Genomic DNA, 16,197 nt, shown 5'->3' on the forward strand with positions numbered 1-16,197 from the left:
ACATGATCGCTGCGCTCGCGTCCGCCGATGCCCTGATCTGGATCTCGATCTTCGTGAAGACACTGGCCTATGCCACGACGCTCAGCGCCATCGGAAGCGTGCTCGTGCTTGTGGCATTGCGCGAACTGAGCGAACACGGGCGCGCCGCGCTCCGCCTGACAGCCGTCGCTTCAGTGCTCGCCGCGGCTCTTTTTTCCGCGCTGCGGCTGCCGGTGCGGGCCAGTTTTCTTATGGGCGGGACCTGGGACGGCGCAACTGACCCAATGATCCTTGGTATGGTGGCGGACAGCCCGCTTGGGACCAGCGTGGCCCTGCGGCTCGTGGGGCTTGCACTCATCCTCGCTGTGCTCTGGCGCGCGCGGGCGGGCCTTGCCCTCGCTCTGGTGGGCGCGAGCATCGCGTCAGCATCCTTCGCGCTGCGCGGCCACGCGCTCGGCGAGCCGCAGATCATCCTCGGCGCGCTCATCACGCTGCATATCCTTTGCCTCGCCTTCTGGGTTGGCGCCTTTGCGCCGATGGTGAGGGCGGCGCGGCTCGACCCTCCTGCGCGGGCCGGCGCCCTCGCCCATGAATTCGGGCGGCGCGCGCTTTGGGCCGTGGGCCTTGTCGTCCTTGCTGGCGGGTTTACGCTTGCACTCCTCGGCGCCGCAACGCCATCCGCTCTGTCCAGCCCCTATGGACAGATGTTCGCGGTCAAGCTCGTCCTCTTCGCCGGCGTTTTGGCACTGGCCGCCTTCAACAAGCTCACGCTCACGCCCGCGCTTTCAGCTGGGACTCCGGGAACCGGCGCGCGCCTGCGCCGGTCTATCAGCGTTGAGGCGGGATTGGTGGCAGGCATCCTTGTCGTGACAGCAGCACTCACCACGCTTTCCGCCCCGCCTGACAACAACGACAGCGCGCAGGCCCCCGGTTTTGCCCCTTTACATGGGCCGGTGTACCAGACGTTTGGAGAACCCTCATGACCTAACTCACACGCGAAGGCCGGCATCGGGCGTTGGATCGCATTTTACAATCACCAGCGGCCCCACGCCGCCCATGGTGGACAGCCGCCCCCCGTGGTCTACTTCAATCAGGCCGAAACCGACCAGCAGGGGCAGAGAGTAGCTTAAATCACCCCTGAAACTCTCCAATCGATGGGGAGTAGCTCAGCGCGAATATGTGCCGGTCAGATGGTCGGAGCGCGACTCGTTTGGCCACCCGGTCCTGATGCGGCTCGGGAAGGGCGCGTCGGCCTCGATCTCATCTATGGCGCAGGCCATGGGGATCGCCGTCGTCCCTCCGGAAATCGCCATGGTCGCACCGGGCCAAGCGCTGGCCGTCGAATCCCTGGCCGAATGACGGACAAGGAAACACCTTAACCTAGCTTCGCCGGAGCGCCAGCAGGGCGATGAAGGACGCAGCCCCGATGCCTGCCGTCAGCCAGATCGCCGAGAGGCCCCAGGCCGTCAGCGCCGCGCCGAAGATCAGGGGCGCCGCCGCCTGAAGGATGCGGGCGGGCGCATTCAGCCAGCCGATCCGCCGCCCGTATCCCGCCGATCCGAACAACGCGAGGGGCAGCGTGCCCTTGGCGATCGTCAGTATGCCGTTCCCCGCCCCATGAAGGAGTGCGAAGGCATAGGCAGCCGGTCCCCCGAAACTCACCAACGCGACAGCGGCAGCGGGATGCGCCGCCGCCGCCACGCGGGTCGAGACAAGCGGATGGAACCGGCGCAGCAGGCCGAACTCCAGCACCCGCGCTGCGACCTGCGCCGGACCGATGAGCGCGCCCGCCGCGATGGCGACCGCCGTGCTGGCCCCGGCGGCTTGCAGCAGCCCCGGCAGGTGTGCGGCCATAGCGGTTGAATTGAACCAGGTCGCCGCAAAAACGAAGGCCAGCAGCCAGAGCGCCAGGCGGGATGGCGGCGGCCCGTCCTCGATTTGTGTCTGCTGTGCGGCTGCCGTGCTGGTGCCTTTCGGCAGCCACGCGTTCAACGGCAATGCCACGGCCAGATGGATCACAGCCCAACCGATGCAGGCTTCCCGCCAGCCCCATGTGGCCAGCATGACCCCGGACAGCGGCCAACCGACCGTGCTCGCGAATCCCGCGATCAGGGTGATGCCGGTAATCGGGCCCCGCGCGTCCTTTCCGTAAATCCCGGCCAACGTGGCGAACCCTGCCTCGTAGAGCCCGATCCCCATGCCAAGCCCAATCACGGCCCAGCCGGCGAACAGGACGGGCGGCGTTGGGGCGACGGCAAGCAGACCGAGGCCGGCTGCGAAGATGAGGTTCGATACCATGAGCACGCCGCGTCCACCGGCCCCGTCGATCCGCGCCCCCGCCCATGGACCGACCATGGCCGAGACAACCATCGCCATGGAGAAAGCACCGAAAACCCAGACCGGCGACAGCCCGAGATCTTCAGCCATGGGCACGGCCAGAACCGCCGGAATATAATAGCTTGACGCCCAACTGACCGTTAGAGACGTGCCGAGGGCGGCGACGGTCAGCCCGCGCCGCGCTGGAGATAATCTTGAGAACATGATTGGGTTTCAATCCGATGGAGCGGCGGGGAGACGTGCCCCGCCGCAGCCGGTCAGGCCATGGACGTCCACAGCTGGAACAGCAGGCCGGATGCGAAAGCGCCGGTGAGTGACAGCACGATATAAAGTGCAAAGACCTGTGGCCGGGCCAGCGCCCAGACCGCCATCGCCGCCGGGATCGAAGTGACGCCGCCGGCGACCAGGAAAGCCATGCCCGCCCCCGGCGCCATGCCCTGGTCGATCAGCCCGCCGACCAGCGGCAGAGCCGCGTAGCCGTTCAGATAGGCGGGCACACCCACCAGCGTCGCGGTGACGATGGGCAGCAGCCCCTGCCCTCCCAGCGCCGCGGTGACCATTTCCGCCGGAATCCAGGCCAGCATCAGGCTTTCGATGATAAAGGCGAGCGTCAGCCACTTGGCGAGGAACAGCGTCGTGCTCAGCGCGGTCTTGCCGAACTTCGCCCGGCGGTCCGCGTCGGTCCAGAACCGCCAGACCACGGGCTTCGGCGCGCGGATCTTCGCGCCGCCGCAGCCGCCGTTGCCGATGCCGTCGCGCAGCGGATCGGCGAAGGCGCCGCCCTTCATCAGAAGGTGCACCACCGTGCCGCCAAACACACCCAGCCCGATGGCGGCCAGCGTCTTGGCCACCGCGAACTCGAGGTCGAGCACGCCCGCCGTCAGCACGAACATCGACGGGTCCATGATCGGCGAGGCGAGCCAGAAAGCCATGACGGCGGACAGGGGCACGCCCATCGCCAGCAACGCCGCGATCAGCGGGATCACCCCGCAGGAGCAGAATGGCGAGATGCCGCCCGCCAGCGCCCCAAGCCCGATCATCAAAAGCGGCGCGCCGGTGAAGGCCTTGGCGATCAGGTTGTCGGCGCCGGTGGCATTGGCCCAGGCAGCGATGACGATCGACAGGATCAGGAAGGGCGCCGTGCCCAGCAGCGCGTTGCCCGCGAAGCGCGCGGAGTCGGCAGCCTGGGAGGTGTCGAACACCGCCAGCGCCAGAAGGATCAGCGCCGAGGCAAACCAGACCCGCTGGTCCAGCCAAAGATGGCGCATCGTGGACCGGAGGCCGGGTGTCGGGAAAGTCGTATCAGTCATCACCAAATCTCCGGATTTACAGTTGTTTCAGGCCCAAAAAATAAACCCGCCCGCGTCATGCGGCGTCCTCAGAACGCTGCACCGAAACACCGGTACAGCATTCTGAGGTCAGGAAGCCGACAACACGGTGCATCGCGGGGAAATCCACCCGGTTATACACCTCGCGGCCCTGCTTTTCCTGAAGCACCAGTCCAGCATCGACCAACGTGGAGAGGTGGTGCGCAAGCGTCGACGGGGCGAGCCCCAGATGCTCACCGATATCGCTGACCCGCAGCCCGTCATCCCCAGCCTTCACCAGCAAGCGAAAGATCGCGAGGCGGGCATCGTGGCCGAGAGCGGCAAGGGCGCGGGCGTTGGGACTGATGATCGTCATGGAACTAATATAACCACAATTCTAGTTTTGTAAATGGTTTAGGTGAGAACCGGGCGCCGGAGGCGAGCCGAGCCAGCTCAGCGGGTGTCGGATGCTGCGGTCTGAGACCACCCGCGGTCCAGCGTCACTCCCATTCCATCTGCTGGGACGCCGTCTGTGCGTTCCGGTCGGCCTGCCCCGTGAACTGCTGCAGCCGGGCACGACATGCCCAGCCCCCTCGCCTCCAGCGCGAGATACGCGTCGGGCCGGTGGCGGCGATGACGACCGCGCGGCTCATGCGCGGAGCCAGCCCTCGAGCTTTGCCGCGTCCGGCAGGCCGCCGGCATGGACGAGCTTGCCGTCGACCGAGATGCCCGGCGTGGACATGACGCCCGCCATGGCGATGGACTTTGCATCAGCGACCTTTTCAACATTCACCTCGATACCGAGCCGAGACGCAGTTTCCTTGATCATCGCTTCGGTGGTCTCGCAGCGCGTGCAGCCGGGGCCGTAGACCTTGACGGTTTTCATGGGCGTGTCCTTTCAGAGAATGGCATTAAAGAGAAAGCCGGTGGCGAGGATCCCCGCCGAGACGACCGCGAGGAAGATCGCGATCAGGCGAAGGGTCAGCACCTGCTTCAGGATGATCATCTCGGGCAGCGAAAGCGCGATCACCGACATCATGAAGGCCAGCGTCGTGCCAAGCGCAGCCCCTTTTCCCAGCAGCGCCTCCACTATGGGAATGACACCGGCCGCATTGGTGTACATCGGCACGCCCACGACGACGGCGGCGGGAACCGACCACCAGGCTTCGCCGCCCATGATTCGCAGCATCATCTCTTCGGGGACGTAGCCGTGGATGGCGGCGCCGATCCCGATGCCGATCAGCACCCAGATCCAGACCTTGCCGACGATCTCGCGCACCTGTTCCACGCCGATCTTCAGCCGATCGACGAGGCTCAGCCGTTCCTCCGGCAGATCGCCCACGGGGCCCGCGTTCAGCTCGCGCACCCAGTCCTGCAGGTAGCGTTCCAGTCCCATGCGGCCGAGGATGAACCCCGCCACGGTGGCAATGGTGAAGCCGAAGATGAGATAGATGGTCGCGATCTCCCATCCGACGAGGCCGTAGAGCAGCCCGAGGCCCACCGGCCCCACCATTGGCCCGGCGATCAGGAAGGAAAACGTCACGCCCAGCGGGATGCCCGCCGAAATGAAGCCAATGAAGAGCGGCACCGAAGAGCACGAGCAGAACGGCGTCAGCACGCCGAGCGCAGCTGCGAACGGATAGCCCCAGATCTGGTTCTTGCCCGCGAGGATCGCGCGGGTCTTCTCCGGACTGAACCAACTGCGCAGCACGCCCGTGACAAAGACGATGCCAGTCAGCAGCAACAGCACCTTGGGCACGTCGTAGATGAAAAAGGCGATCGCCTCGCCAGTATGGCTGTCGCGCGCGACGGGGAAGAGCGACGTCGCCCATTCGGAGAACGGGATCAACTGGCCGTAGACCAGCCACCAGACAAGGGCCGCAAGCGGCACGCCGACATACCATGCCCAGTCCGGAAGCCCGTGCGGGGCGTGGTGTTCGTGGGTCTCAGTGGTCACGCGACCTTCCTTTCAAGAGTAAATTTGGCGGTCAGCACAGCGTCGATCACGGCCGCGAATTCCGGTGCGAGGTCGGGGTTCCGGCGGTAGCGCACCCATTGCGCATCGCGCCTGTCCAGCACGAGGCCAGCCTCACGCAGCACCTTCATGTGCCGCGACATCCGGCTCTGGCTCGCGTCGAGCCGCGCCATCAATTCGCAGACGCAATGCTCGGCCCCGCCCCAGAGAAGGGCGAGCGCGGCGCGGCGGGTCGGATCACAAATGGCTGTGAGTACATCCTGCATGGCGACTGGTTATGCGCAATTGCGCATATGCGCCTTGATCGATATCAACTTCCCCCGAGCGCCACGGCCAGGAACACCCAGCGGAGCGTATCGAGATACCGGGACAGCGGCAGGGTCGCGGTCTGGGTCTCGGCCAGGACGCCCTGCGCTACACCGACCCGCCGCAGTCAGTTGCGCCGCAACACCTGCATCCAGCCGAGGCTGTCGCTGGTGGGGCCCGTGACCTTGTATTCGGCACCGAGGGGTACAATCCAACCAAGCGCCGAGATCTCGGCGAAGACGGGGCCAAGATCGAGCTCGCCATGGCCGGGTGGGCCACGATCGGGGACGGAGGCAAACTGGATGTGGCCGATAATCGGCATAAGCGCTCGCAGGCGACCAATCACGTCGCCCTCGGTCCGGCCGACATGGTAGCAGTCGAACATCAGCTTGAGGTTCGACGCGCCGACACCGGCGATGATCTCGGCCGCCTGCCCGGTCCGGTTCAGGAAGTACCCCGGCGCGTCCCACGGGTTGAGGGGCTCGATCAGGATAATACGGTTCGGCCCCGCCCGCTCGCAGGCATAGCGCAGATTGGCAGTGAAGGCGGCCTCCGCCGCCGCGCCCTCGGCACAGCCCGCCATGACATGGACGGCGCGCGCGTCCACGGCTTCGGCATAGCTCAGCGCCTCGTCGATAGCGGCGCGCGCCTCAACCTCGCGGCCTGGCAGCGCTGCAAGACCGTTTTCGCCCGAAGCCACGTTTCCGCGGCGGGTGTTGAGGCCGAGCATGGGCAGGCCCGTCTCGGCCAACGCAGCGGCCACATCGGCGGCGGGCGTGTTGTAGGGCCAGTGGCATTCCACGGCGTCGAACCCAGCGCGGGCGGCGGCGCAGATGGCGTCGCGCAAGCTGAGCTCCGTCCAGAGAAAGCCGAGATTGGCGGAAAAGCGCGTCATGCGTCCCATTCCACATTGAACGCGGTGACAACGGCCCGCACCTGTTCGGGGTCGAGCACACGGGCGTCCGTGCCGCGCAGGAGAAGGGCGAGCCGCGCCGTCGCCTCCAGCTCTTCGATGGCGGTGCAGGCCGCCTCCGCGTCGCGGCCGGCCACCACCGGGCCGTGATTGGCCAACATCACCGCGCTGCGCTTGCCCGCGAGGCCGCGCACCGCTCTGCCCATCGCAGGATCGCCGGGCAGATAGAACGGCAAGAGCTTCACTCGCCCCAGCTTCATGATCGCATAGGGAGTGAGCGGCGGCAGGAAATCGTCGGGGTCCACCTCGGGCAGCATGGAGAGCGCGACGGAGTGACACGAATGCAGATGCACCACCGCGCCCGCCGTCCCGCGGGTGTCGTAGAAGGCACTGTGCAGGGGCATTTCCTTGGTCGGCGGATCGCCACCGATCAGGTGGCCCTCTGCGTCGAAACGGCTGAGCCGGGCGGGGTCCAGCCGCCCGAAGCTGGTACCCGTGGGCGAGACGAGCAACCCGCCATCCTCGGTCCGGGCCGAGATGTTGCCGGTGCTGCCATGGGTCAGGCCGCGGTCGAAGAGCGATTTCGCCAGATCGCAGATCTGCTCACGCAAGGTCGTTTCGCTCATATACCCCCCGACAGCACCGCGTCAGCCTTTTCGAAGAAATCCTCGGCCCCGAAGTTGCCCGATTTAAGCGCAACCACCAGATCGGGACCGGCGCGCAGCGCGGGGACGCCCGGAGCGATCTCGGGGCCGATCTGGAGATGGTTGAGCGCGAGGCCTTCGATGACCGCGCCCGACGTTTCGCCGCCCGCGATGGTCAGCCGGGTGAGGCCGCCCCCCGCAACGAGGCGGCGCGCGACCTCTGCGAAGAAGCCCTCAAGCGCGGTGGCGGCCGTCTCACGGCCGAAGCGGTCTTGCACGCGGGCGACCTCGGCCGGATCGGCGGAGCTATAGGCGAGCGGCAGGCCGTCCTGCGCGAGGATCCAGTCGGCGATGTCGGCGGCACTCAGCCGGCCCTCGATTACCTCGGCGCCGGGGATTTCGCGGGCTGGGTGGCGGGCGGCGTGGCGGGCGACCTGCGCGCGGGTGGCGTTGGAGCAGGAACCCGAGAGGATCGCCCCCCGGCCCGGCTGGCCCTGCCAGGGCACAGGCGCGGGCGTGCAGCCGAAATTCGCAGGCAGGCCGATGGCGATGCCGGAGCCGCCGGTGATCAGCGGCAGGTCGGCCGCGGCCCGCCCGATGGCCACCAGATCGGCGTCGCGCAGCGCGTCGACAACGATGAGACGGTGGCCCTTCGCGTGCTGGGCGTCGAGCGCTTCGACGATCCGGCCTGGCCCGGCAAAGACATCAGCGGCGGGAACATGGCCAACGGAATAGCTTGTCTGGGCGGCAAGCCAGCGGCGAATGTCGGGATCGGTCATCGGTGTCAGCGGATGGTTCTGCATGCCCGACTCGTTCAACAGGCGATCGGCGACAAAGAGATGCCCCTGGTAGATCGAGCGCCCGGCGCCGGGAAAAGCGGGGCAGACAACGACCTTGGGCGCATCCAGTGCCTCGGCCAGCGCGTCGGCGACGGGACCGATGTTGCCCTCGGGCGTCGAATCGAAGGTCGAGCAATACTTGAAGAGGATCTGTTCGCAGCCCTGCGCGCGCAACCAGTCGAGGGCGGCGAGCGATTGGCGCACTGCCTCGGCAGCAGGGATCGAGCGTGTCTTGAGGGCGACCACGCCCGCCTCGACGTTTTGGGCCGCGGGCCCGTCTGGGATCCCGCAGTACTGCACGACGCGCATGCCACCCTTGGCCAGAGTGTTGGCCAGATCGCTGGATCCGGTGAAATCATCGCCGATGCAGCCCAGCCGCATCACCCTTCTCCCGGCAGGGTCAGGCCCGCGTTGCGGGCGTAGACCTTGACAACGGCGGAGTCATCCTCGTGACCCAGCCCCATGCCCGCCGCGGCGAGGTATTGCTGGAGCGCGGCAGCCGTGATCGGCGCGCTGAACCGCGCGTTGCGCGCGATGTCGAGCACGATGCCGAGGTCCTTGGGCCAGATGTTGACCTGGCTGTGGGGCGTGTAGTCGCCGGTCGCGATATGGGGCGCGCGGTTCTCCAGCATCCAGCTGGTGCCGGCGCATCGAGGGATGACTTCGAGGAATGTCTCGGGTGTGATGCCTTGCGTCATGGCGAAGGTCATCGCCTCCGCCATGGTGGCGATGTGGACACCCGCAAGCAACTGGTTCACCGCTTTCATCGCCGATGCGGGACCAGCATGATCGCCCAGCTCAAACACCGTCTCTGCCATGGCGTTGAGCGCAGGGCGCGCGGCAGCAAAGGCATCGGGCGTGCCTGCGGCCATGATCGTGAGTTGCCCCGCCGCGGCCTTGCCCGCGCCACCCGAAATTGGCGCATCGAGATAGTGAAGGCCCATGGCCTGCGCCTCTGCCTCCATCTCGCGGGCGAAAGCAGGCGCGACTGTGGCGCAGCCGAGGATGACGCCACCGGGCGCAAGGCGGGACGCGAGACCGCCCTCGCCGAAGATCGCCGCGCGGCTTTGCTCGGCGTTCAAAACGACTGATACGGCGATGTCGCTGGCAGGGCTGCCCTCGCCCCGTGCCTGCCCACCCGCGGCGACCAGAGCCGCCAGCCGCTCGGCGCTTGGGTCCGTGCCGTGAACTTCGTGGCCTGCGCGCAGGCAGGATGCGGCCATGCCGGACCCCATCGAGCCGAGACCGGCGAAGTGAATGATCATGTTCAGAGCCCCATGATAGTTTGCATTGGCCAAAGCGAGACCGCCGGGACATAGGTGACGATCATCAGTGCGGCGAAGACGGTCAGAACAAACCACAGGAGTTGCGGAATGATCCGCTCCACCGGGATGTTGGCGACCGAGCAGGCCGCGAAGAGGTTCACGCCCAGGGGCGGCGTGATCATGCCCAACGCGAGGTTCAAGACCATGATCAGGCCGAAATGCACCGGGTCGACGCCATAGGCTACCGCGATGGGGGCGAGGATCGGCGCAAGAACCAGGATCGCGGCCGAAGTCTCGATGAACATGCCGACGATCAGCAGGAGCAGGTTGACGACCAGCAGGAACAGGAAGCGTGTCTCGATTACCTCGCGCATCAGGGCCGCGATGTCGTTGGGCAGGCCCGAGCGCGTCACGAGGAAGGAGAAGAGCGCGGCGGCGGAGATGATCAGCATGATTGCTGAGGTGGCGAGGACGGTTTTCTTCAGCACCTCGGGCAGGTGGTGGAATTTCAGCTCGCGGTAGAAGCCCATGCCGACCAGAAGGGCCACGACGACGGCCGCCGCGCTGGCCTCGGTCGGCGTGAATACGCCGGTGTAAATGCCGCCGAGGATCGCCACGGGCACCAGCATCGCCGGCAGCGCCGCCAGCACCGCGGGACCGAGCCGAGGGCGGCCGTCGCCATCCTGCGCGCCGATGCCCCGCAATCGGCAGAGGATCAGCACCAGCGCCATCAGCGCGCCCGCGACCAGAAGGCCCGGCCCCAGTCCCGCGAGGAAGAGCTGCCCGATCGAGGTATCTGTCGAGACCCCGTAGAGGATCAGCGGGATTGACGGCGGGATCAGCACGCCCAGCTCCGCCGAGGAGGCTTGGACCGACGCCGCCATGGGCTTGGGGTAGCCGTGTTTCACCATCGCGGGGATCAGGATCGCGCCGATAGCGAAGGTGGTAGCAACCGATGAGCCCGAGACGGAGGCAAACATCATGCAGGTCAGCACGCAGGTGGCCGCAAGCCCACCCTGCACACCGCCTACGATGGCTTTGGCGAGATCTACCAGCCGCTGCGAGATGCCACCGACCGACATCAGATTGCCCGCGAGGATGAACAGCGGGATCGCCATGAGGGGAAAGCTGTCGAGCCCGGTGAACATGCGCTGCGCCACCAACAGGAGCGGCAGGCGGCCATGCGCCTCGATTCCGATGACCGAGGCAAGGCCAATGGCCACCGCGATGGGAACGCCGAGCAGGAATAAGATGCCGAGAGAGAGCGCGAGGGCGGTATTCATGCCGCGCCCTCCGCGCGGGTTGTGTCCTCGCGGACGCGGTTCGGCCAGTCACCGCGCGCGGCGCGGATCATGCAACCCAGAACAGCCATCGAGATGAAAACAGAACCGACCGGCAGGGCCGCATAGACCCATGCGATGGAGATCTGAAGCGCGGCCAGGGTCTGGGTCACGACGCGCTCGGTCATGGCAAGACCCTGCCAGAACAGGATCGCGAAGAAGATGAGCGTCAACATCATGGAAAGCTGGTAAAGGGCATGGCCCAGCCGGCGTGGGAGTGCTGTCTGAGTGAATTCGAGCGCGATCATCGTGCCTTCACGAAAGGCTGGCGCGGCGCCAAGGAAGACGGACCATATCATCGCCGATCGCGTGATAACTTCGGACCATGTCGAGGGCTGTCCGAAGGCAAATCGCGTCGTCACCTGGAAGACGGCCAGCGCTGTAGCAATCACGAGAAACGCGATGGCCGCCCAGAGGGCAATCCGCGTGGTGACTGTTTCAATCTTCAGGAACAGCGACAGGGCGTTTTGCATAGCGCGGCTTTCCTCTCACCCGGCGTGGTCACGACGGGCCGGCCGGCAATACTGCCGGCCATCCCCATTGCGTTGGGCCATCAGGCCCGCGGTTTCATTCGAAGGCGACGATGCGCTCGATCAGCTCACTGCCGAACCGGTCGGTGTAGACCGGCCACGCGGCCTCGGCCGCAAGCGCTTGGAAGGGGGCGCGGTCGATCTCGGTAATGACCTCCATCCCGTTCTCGCGCATCAGGGCGACACCTTCGGCTTCGAGGCGGTCGACCTCGGCACGGGTGGCGGCAGCCGAGGCGGCCGCTGCCTCGCGGAACCAGCCCTGCTGCTCTTCGGTCAGGCTGTCGAAGAGGATCGGAGAGGCCAGCACAATGGCGGGCGAATAGACATGGCCGGTCAGCGTGACATAGCCCTGCACCTCCCAGAAGCGCGAAGCGGTGATCACGGTGATCGGGTTCTCCTGCCCGTCGACGACACCCTGCTGCAATGCACCAAACACCTCGGGGAAGGCCATCGGCGTAGGCGCGGCCCCCATACCCTCGAAGGCAGCCATATGCACGGCGTTCTCCATCGTGCGGAGCTTCAGACCGCTGAGATCGGCCGGCGAAGTGACAGGGCGCTGCGAGTTGGTCACATGACGGAAGCCATTCTCGGTCCAGGCAAGGCCGACAAGGTCATTTTCGCCGATGGCGTCGAGAAGTTCCTGCCCGATTTCGCCATCGAGCACACGGCGGGCGTGGTCATAGTCCCGGAAAAGAAAGGGCAGATCGATGGCCAGAACCTCGGGCACGAAGTTGCCGAGCGGGCCAGTAGAGGTGATGACGAGGTCGAGCGAGCCGATCTGAAGGCCCTCGATCATGTCGCGCTCTCCACCGAGCTGGCCCGCCGGGGCCTGTTCGCCGGTGAAGGCGCCATCCGAAAGCTCGGCCAGCGTGTCGAGAAACGCCTGAGCGCCCACGCCGTAGTGCGAAGTGGGCGAAAGCGAATGGCCGATCACGAGGTTGTCTTGCGCCTGTGCCGCACCCATAAGGGCGATGGCCGAAATGGCGCCGAAAATATAGTGTTTCATCTTTGTCTCTCTCCCTGCTTAGTATCCGTCGCGCCCCCCCTCAGGCTGCGCGCTCCATGCGGCGGCGATGCTCTTCGATCAGCGCCGCAATTCCTGTGTTCGGTTCAAAGCCCAGCGCGCGGGCGCGCGGGCAGAGGATCTCGCCAGGCCAGGATGTCACGATCGTCTCGATTGCCCTGTCTGGCTCGGGCGTTATCCGCGCCGCCACATCATCGCCTGCGATCCGCGCAAGCGTGTCGATCATCCCGCCCACGGTGACGGCAATGCCCGGCAGGGTCAACGTGGTGTCGGCCCCGAGTGCAGCCTGCTCCAGCGCGCAGGCGCGCAACGTGTATTCGAGCGCCTTGTCGGGCGAAGCCAGGTGCAGGCGCAGGTCGCGCCCAACGGGCAGCGTGGCGGGCAGGCCGGCAAGCGGCTCGCGCAGGATGCCGCTGGCAAAGCTCGAGGCCGCGCGGTTGGGCGCGCCGGGCCGGATCGAGATGGTGGGAAACCGCAGCGAGCGCCCGCGAATGATACCGCGCCGAGTGGCGTCGCGCACCAGCAATTCGCCCATCAATTTTTGGGTGCCGTAGGAGGATCGCGGCGCAGGCAGGGTATCCTCGGTGATGGTGTCGTTGGCGGCGCAGGAGAAAACCGCGACCGACGACGAGAAGATAAAGACGGGGGGCCGGGCCATCCGGCGGCACGCCTCTATCAGGGCGAGCGTGCCCTGCAGGTTAACGGACATGCCGAGATCCCAGTCTGCCTCTGCCTGCCCCGAGACGACGGCAGCGAGATGGATGACGAGATCAGGCGCATCCGAGATGATACGGTCCAGAACCGGGGTGTCGAGCAGGCCGCCAGCCAGCGGATGGACGCGAGCGCGCCCCTCGGCCAGCTGCGCGAGCGGTTCGGCGGCGATGTCGATGGCGAGGATGGCGGACACCCGTCGTGTAGCGCCGTCCAGTATGACGGTGTCCGCACTGGCCAAGGCCTCCACCACCATGCGGCCGATGAAACCTGCAGCCCCTGTCACAACGATTCTCATCGACTGTCCCTCCTCCCATCGCAATTCTGACAAATAATGACAGCGCTGTCAAAGACGTTTGCTTTTCAGCAGCGTTTCATGAATTATCGTGAAAATCGATATGGTAGCGCTGTTATGCCGACCCGCGATACAAGATCAGGTCCCAACACTGGCGGCGAGACCCGCCCTACCCTTGCCGAAGTCGCCCGGGCCGCTGGAGTGAGCGAGATCACGGCCAGCCGGGCGTTGCGCGGAGGGGTTCATGTGGCGCGCGCAACACTCGAGCGGGTCGAAGCGGCGGCACTTGCGCTGAACTACGTACCCAACCGCCTGGCCGGCACGCTGGCCGGAGGGCAGTCCCGGCAGGTGGCCGTCGTGCTGCCGTCGCTGTCGAACAGCGTCTTCGCCGATGTCCTGAACGGGTTGGAAACACAGCTGGAGCAGGCCAGCCACCACCCCATTCTCGGCGTGTCGAACTACGACCCCCTCCACGAGGAGCGTCTGGTGGCAGACCTCCTGTCCTGGCGTCCGGCGGGCCTTGTCATCGCGCCGGCGTCCAGTACCGAGGGCACGCGGCGCATGCTGGCGGGCGCGGGCGTACCCGTCGTCGAGATTATGGATATCGATCCGGCGCCGATCGACATGGCGGTAGGATTGTCGCAGCACGCGGCGGGGCGGGCAATGGCGCACTACCTGGTAGGGCGGGGCTATCGCCGGGTGGCCTATGTCGGCCATGACATTTCGACGGACCCGCGCGCATTGACGCGAAAGCAAGGCCTTGAACGCGGACTGTCCGAGGCGGAGGTGACACTGACGGCGACGGTGCTCTTGCCCGGCCCTTCTTCAGTCCCGCTGGGCCGCGAAGCGGTGGCGCGCCTTTTGGCGGATGTGCCGCCGGGCGGGCTGGCCGTCTGTTTCTCCAATGACGACATGGCGGTGGGCGCAATGTTTCATGCCATGGGAGTTGCACTGAAAGTGCCAGATGACCTTGCGCTGGCTGGGTTCAACGGCCTCGCCATCGGACAGGCCCTGCCGCTGCCGCTGACCAGCGTTGAGTCGCGGAGAGTCGAGATCGGAAACCTTGCGGCCAAAGCACTCCTTTCGCGTCTGGAGGGCGAAACCGTTGCACGGGTGCAGGATGTAGGCTTCCGGTTGATCCCCGGCGCGACCACTTGAACCGTCGACTTGGCCCCTCGGCAGGTCAGCAGCGGCGCATCGGCCGTTGCACACGGTATGCGGCAGCGCTAAGCAACCCGGAACGTCGGCGGTGTCCCGGCGCATACACTTCATCCTGCGCCTTGGCGAACTCGGCAATCGAGGCCGCCACCGTGGCAATGGCCTTCTCGTTCCGCCGCGGGTTGCGCGCGTAGGGAATGATCTGCGCAAGCGGCAGGTCGATCACGTTCATCGAAATGTCCTGATGTGGACGCTGACGCGAAACGGCGGCCCGCGAAAGCGAAATGCCCCCTGCCCCCCGTTTCGTTTCAGGCGGGTGTGTTCAGACCGTGAGGGTCTGATTTCATTGATGAATTCGGCAAAGCGAAACGAAACGGCTGTTTTCGGCGGCGTCACTAGGAAAGCGTCGCGCTTCGCCCGCCAGCATACGTTTTTGCCCGAAAAGGAACCGGAAAACAATGACTTGGCGACCTGGACCCTGGCTGAGGCCCGGAAGGCAGTCCTTGTATCCACCTTGGGATCTACGTCGGTTCGCCCGCACGCCCAACTCCGAGTCTAGCTATTTGATAGCGTGGCTGGGCTTCGGCGTCTCGCCTTCCCGTGTCTCGCAGGAAATTGTCTCGCAGGTGCGTTCGGACTTGACAGCGCGATCTTGAAGCCTGTTGCCGCGCACTCATCTTTCCGGTAGCATTTCCGGAAATGGAGGGCAGCATGGCCAGCACCGATCCGTCTCCCGTCACCCAGTGGCGCAAGCGCCGTCAGCGGCAGGGCTTCGTGCGCGTCGAGGTTCAGGTCCGCAAGGAAGACGCTGCCCTCGTCCGGGACGTCGCCACCGCCTTGGGCGATCCCGCCCGCGAGAGCGAGACGCGCGCCCTCCTGCGCGAGAAGATCGCGACGCCCCGCGCGGGTGGGCTCAAAGCGCTCATCGCCTCGGCGCCGCTCGACGGGATCGATCTCGACCGTCCCCGCGATTTCGGGCGCGATGTCTCCCTGTGAGCTACCTGATCGACACGAACATCATTTCCGAAGTGCGCAAGGGCGAGAGGTGCGACCCAGCAGTTGCCACCTGGTGGGCGGGCGTGGCCGAGGATGACCTGTGGCTCAGCGCATTGGTTTTGGGCGAAATCCGCAAGGGCGTAGAACTGGTGCGCCGCCGCGATCCCCGGAAGGCCGAGGCGCTCGAGGCATGGCTCGGCGACGTGATTGCGGGTTTCGGCGACAGGGTGCTACCCGTCGACACGGCCGTCGCGGAGGAATGGGGCCGGATGAACGCGATCCGTCCAGTGCCGGTTATCCGCGCGATATCGCGGCCAATAAGGCAGATGTTGACGAAATCCAACACAAGCGCCTTGTTCTCTGCCGTCTTATCGAGATCGGTGATCAAGGTTGGGCCATCACGCTGTCTTCGCCCAGATGGATTAGCCGGTTTAACTGGGCGATCACACCCTGTTGATTTTCACTGAGAACTGACCCGGTAAGGCCCGATTTTTTCACTGAGAACTGACCCATGTTTAAACCCACCCCTGCGTGATTTCGGCGGGGGACGACGGAGTGATAGACATGGCGTTGTTGAG

At 65.9% G+C, this 16,197-nt stretch carries 20 protein-coding genes and 1 pseudogene; 6 read left to right on the forward strand and 15 right to left on the reverse strand.

The annotated features are described in order from the left end of the window. Positions 1-2 precede the first annotated feature (2 nt). From F0184_RS08765 to F0184_RS08775, 3 genes and pseudogenes are all read left to right on the forward strand, one after another. A complete protein-coding gene (locus tag F0184_RS08765; RefSeq protein WP_150495792.1) occupies positions 3-962 on the forward strand; it encodes a copper resistance D family protein in 960 nt (319 codons plus the stop codon). 6 nt (positions 963-968) lie between these two features. Then, positions 969-1,109: pseudogene (locus tag F0184_RS08770) on the forward strand (integrase core domain-containing protein); the annotation flags it as partial. 49 nt (positions 1,110-1,158) lie between these two features. After that, on the forward strand, positions 1,159-1,338 hold the full coding sequence (locus F0184_RS08775) for a hypothetical protein (RefSeq protein ID WP_172972051.1): 180 nt from the start codon (positions 1,159-1,161) through the stop codon (positions 1,336-1,338). Between the two features lie 21 nt (positions 1,339-1,359). Here the strand turns inward: F0184_RS08775 and F0184_RS08780 are convergent, their stop codons facing one another. The 14 genes from F0184_RS08780 to denD form a co-directional block, all read right to left on the reverse strand. Beyond that, complete coding sequence (locus F0184_RS08780) at positions 1,360-2,520, reverse strand: MFS transporter (RefSeq protein WP_150495794.1); 1,161 nt, start codon at positions 2,518-2,520, stop codon at positions 1,360-1,362. Between the two features lie 53 nt (positions 2,521-2,573). Then, positions 2,574-3,626: a permease gene (locus F0184_RS08785; protein ID WP_172972052.1), complete on the reverse strand. Its 1,053-nt coding sequence runs from the start codon at positions 3,624-3,626 to the stop codon at positions 2,574-2,576. A gap of 55 nt (positions 3,627-3,681) precedes the next feature. Further along, positions 3,682-3,999 (reverse strand): ArsR/SmtB family transcription factor, encoded by a 318-nt coding sequence (locus F0184_RS08790; RefSeq protein WP_150495796.1) that lies wholly within the window; start codon positions 3,997-3,999, stop codon positions 3,682-3,684. Positions 4,000-4,272: 273 nt separating this feature from the next. After that, the gene (locus F0184_RS08795; protein ID WP_150495797.1) at positions 4,273-4,509 is read right to left on the reverse strand and encodes a thioredoxin family protein; all 237 of its coding nucleotides are present in this window, start codon (positions 4,507-4,509) and stop codon (positions 4,273-4,275) included. A 12-nt stretch (positions 4,510-4,521) separates the two neighbouring features. After that, entirely contained in the window at positions 4,522-5,580 is a 1,059-nt protein-coding gene (locus F0184_RS08800; RefSeq protein ID WP_150495798.1) for a permease, read from the reverse strand. After that, the gene (locus F0184_RS08805; protein ID WP_150495799.1) at positions 5,577-5,864 is read right to left on the reverse strand and encodes an ArsR/SmtB family transcription factor; all 288 of its coding nucleotides are present in this window, start codon (positions 5,862-5,864) and stop codon (positions 5,577-5,579) included. The genes F0184_RS08800 and F0184_RS08805 overlap by 4 nt, the downstream gene beginning before the upstream one ends. Before the next feature lie 167 nt (positions 5,865-6,031). After that, positions 6,032-6,799 (reverse strand): hydroxypyruvate isomerase family protein, encoded by a 768-nt coding sequence (locus tag F0184_RS08815; protein ID WP_150495800.1) that lies wholly within the window; start codon positions 6,797-6,799, stop codon positions 6,032-6,034. After that, entirely contained in the window at positions 6,796-7,443 is a 648-nt protein-coding gene (gene otnC / locus F0184_RS08820) for a 3-oxo-tetronate 4-phosphate decarboxylase (RefSeq protein ID WP_150495801.1), read from the reverse strand. The genes F0184_RS08815 and otnC overlap by 4 nt, the downstream gene beginning before the upstream one ends. Further along, on the reverse strand, positions 7,440-8,681 hold the full coding sequence (otnK, locus tag F0184_RS08825) for a 3-oxo-tetronate kinase (protein WP_150495802.1): 1,242 nt from the start codon (positions 8,679-8,681) through the stop codon (positions 7,440-7,442). Before otnK ends, otnC begins: the two co-directional genes overlap by 4 nt. Beyond that, the gene (gene ltnD / locus F0184_RS08830) at positions 8,681-9,565 is read right to left on the reverse strand and encodes an L-threonate dehydrogenase (RefSeq protein WP_150495803.1); all 885 of its coding nucleotides are present in this window, start codon (positions 9,563-9,565) and stop codon (positions 8,681-8,683) included. Before ltnD ends, otnK begins: the two co-directional genes overlap by 1 nt. Positions 9,566-9,567: 2 nt before the next feature. Beyond that, positions 9,568-10,848, reverse strand: coding sequence for a TRAP transporter large permease (locus tag F0184_RS08835; RefSeq protein ID WP_150495804.1), 1,281 nt, complete (start codon positions 10,846-10,848; stop codon positions 9,568-9,570). Further along, positions 10,845-11,378, reverse strand: coding sequence for a TRAP transporter small permease (locus F0184_RS08840; RefSeq protein ID WP_208998387.1), 534 nt, complete (start codon positions 11,376-11,378; stop codon positions 10,845-10,847). Before F0184_RS08840 ends, F0184_RS08835 begins: the two co-directional genes overlap by 4 nt. A 94-nt stretch (positions 11,379-11,472) precedes the next feature. Then, entirely contained in the window at positions 11,473-12,441 is a 969-nt protein-coding gene (locus F0184_RS08845) for a TRAP transporter substrate-binding protein (RefSeq protein ID WP_150495805.1), read from the reverse strand. Positions 12,442-12,481: 40 nt separating this feature from the next. Beyond that, positions 12,482-13,468, reverse strand: coding sequence for a D-erythronate dehydrogenase (denD, locus tag F0184_RS08850; RefSeq protein ID WP_150495806.1), 987 nt, complete (start codon positions 13,466-13,468; stop codon positions 12,482-12,484). A 114-nt stretch (positions 13,469-13,582) separates the two neighbouring features. Between denD and F0184_RS08855 the strand changes: the two genes are divergently transcribed. Next, positions 13,583-14,623, forward strand: coding sequence for a LacI family DNA-binding transcriptional regulator (locus F0184_RS08855; RefSeq protein WP_150495807.1), 1,041 nt, complete (start codon positions 13,583-13,585; stop codon positions 14,621-14,623). 25 nt (positions 14,624-14,648) lie between these two features. Here F0184_RS08855 and F0184_RS08860 read toward each other — a convergent pair whose 3' ends face one another. Next, positions 14,649-14,855: a ParB N-terminal domain-containing protein gene (locus F0184_RS08860; protein ID WP_150495808.1), complete on the reverse strand. Its 207-nt coding sequence runs from the start codon at positions 14,853-14,855 to the stop codon at positions 14,649-14,651. Positions 14,856-15,334: 479 nt separating this feature from the next. Between F0184_RS08860 and F0184_RS08865 the strand changes: the two genes are divergently transcribed. Together F0184_RS08865 and F0184_RS08870 are read left to right on the forward strand one after the other, a co-directional pair. After that, entirely contained in the window at positions 15,335-15,619 is a 285-nt protein-coding gene (locus F0184_RS08865) for a hypothetical protein (protein WP_150495809.1), read from the forward strand. Continuing rightward, a complete protein-coding gene (locus F0184_RS08870) occupies positions 15,616-16,086 on the forward strand; it encodes a type II toxin-antitoxin system VapC family toxin (RefSeq protein WP_150495810.1) in 471 nt (156 codons plus the stop codon). The genes F0184_RS08865 and F0184_RS08870 overlap by 4 nt, the downstream gene beginning before the upstream one ends. The last annotated feature ends 111 nt before the right edge of the window (positions 16,087-16,197 follow it).

It is taken from the genome of Roseibium aquae (genome assembly GCF_008711285.1).
Taxonomy (GTDB): Bacteria; Pseudomonadota; Alphaproteobacteria; order Rhizobiales; family Stappiaceae; genus Roseibium; species Roseibium aquae.

Coding starts and splice junctions, on each gene's coding strand:
- F0184_RS08840 (WP_208998387.1), bottom strand. CDS start 11,378: ATGCAAAACGCCCTGTCGCTGTTCCTGAAGATTGAAACAGTCACCACG.
- F0184_RS08855 (WP_150495807.1), top strand. CDS start 13,583: ATGCCGACCCGCGATACAAGATCAGGTCCCAACACTGGCGGCGAGACC.
- F0184_RS08795 (WP_150495797.1), bottom strand. CDS start 4,509: ATGAAAACCGTCAAGGTCTACGGCCCCGGCTGCACGCGCTGCGAGACC.
- F0184_RS08790 (WP_150495796.1), bottom strand. CDS start 3,999: ATGACGATCATCAGTCCCAACGCCCGCGCCCTTGCCGCTCTCGGCCAC.
- otnC (WP_150495801.1), bottom strand. CDS start 7,443: ATGAGCGAAACGACCTTGCGTGAGCAGATCTGCGATCTGGCGAAATCG.
- F0184_RS08845 (WP_150495805.1), bottom strand. CDS start 12,441: ATGAAACACTATATTTTCGGCGCCATTTCGGCCATCGCCCTTATGGGT.
- F0184_RS08860 (WP_150495808.1), bottom strand. CDS start 14,855: ATGAACGTGATCGACCTGCCGCTTGCGCAGATCATTCCCTACGCGCGC.
- F0184_RS08865 (WP_150495809.1), top strand. CDS start 15,335: ATGGCCAGCACCGATCCGTCTCCCGTCACCCAGTGGCGCAAGCGCCGT.
- ltnD (WP_150495803.1), bottom strand. CDS start 9,565: ATGATCATTCACTTCGCCGGTCTCGGCTCGATGGGGTCCGGCATGGCC.
- F0184_RS08765 (WP_150495792.1), top strand. CDS start 3: ATGATCGCTGCGCTCGCGTCCGCCGATGCCCTGATCTGGATCTCGATC.
- F0184_RS08785 (WP_172972052.1), bottom strand. CDS start 3,626: ATGACTGATACGACTTTCCCGACACCCGGCCTCCGGTCCACGATGCGC.
- F0184_RS08835 (WP_150495804.1), bottom strand. CDS start 10,848: ATGAATACCGCCCTCGCGCTCTCTCTCGGCATCTTATTCCTGCTCGGC.
- denD (WP_150495806.1), bottom strand. CDS start 13,468: ATGAGAATCGTTGTGACAGGGGCTGCAGGTTTCATCGGCCGCATGGTG.
- otnK (WP_150495802.1), bottom strand. CDS start 8,681: ATGCGGCTGGGCTGCATCGGCGATGATTTCACCGGATCCAGCGATCTG.
- F0184_RS08805 (WP_150495799.1), bottom strand. CDS start 5,864: ATGCAGGATGTACTCACAGCCATTTGTGATCCGACCCGCCGCGCCGCG.
- F0184_RS08815 (WP_150495800.1), bottom strand. CDS start 6,799: ATGACGCGCTTTTCCGCCAATCTCGGCTTTCTCTGGACGGAGCTCAGC.
- F0184_RS08780 (WP_150495794.1), bottom strand. CDS start 2,520: ATGTTCTCAAGATTATCTCCAGCGCGGCGCGGGCTGACCGTCGCCGCC.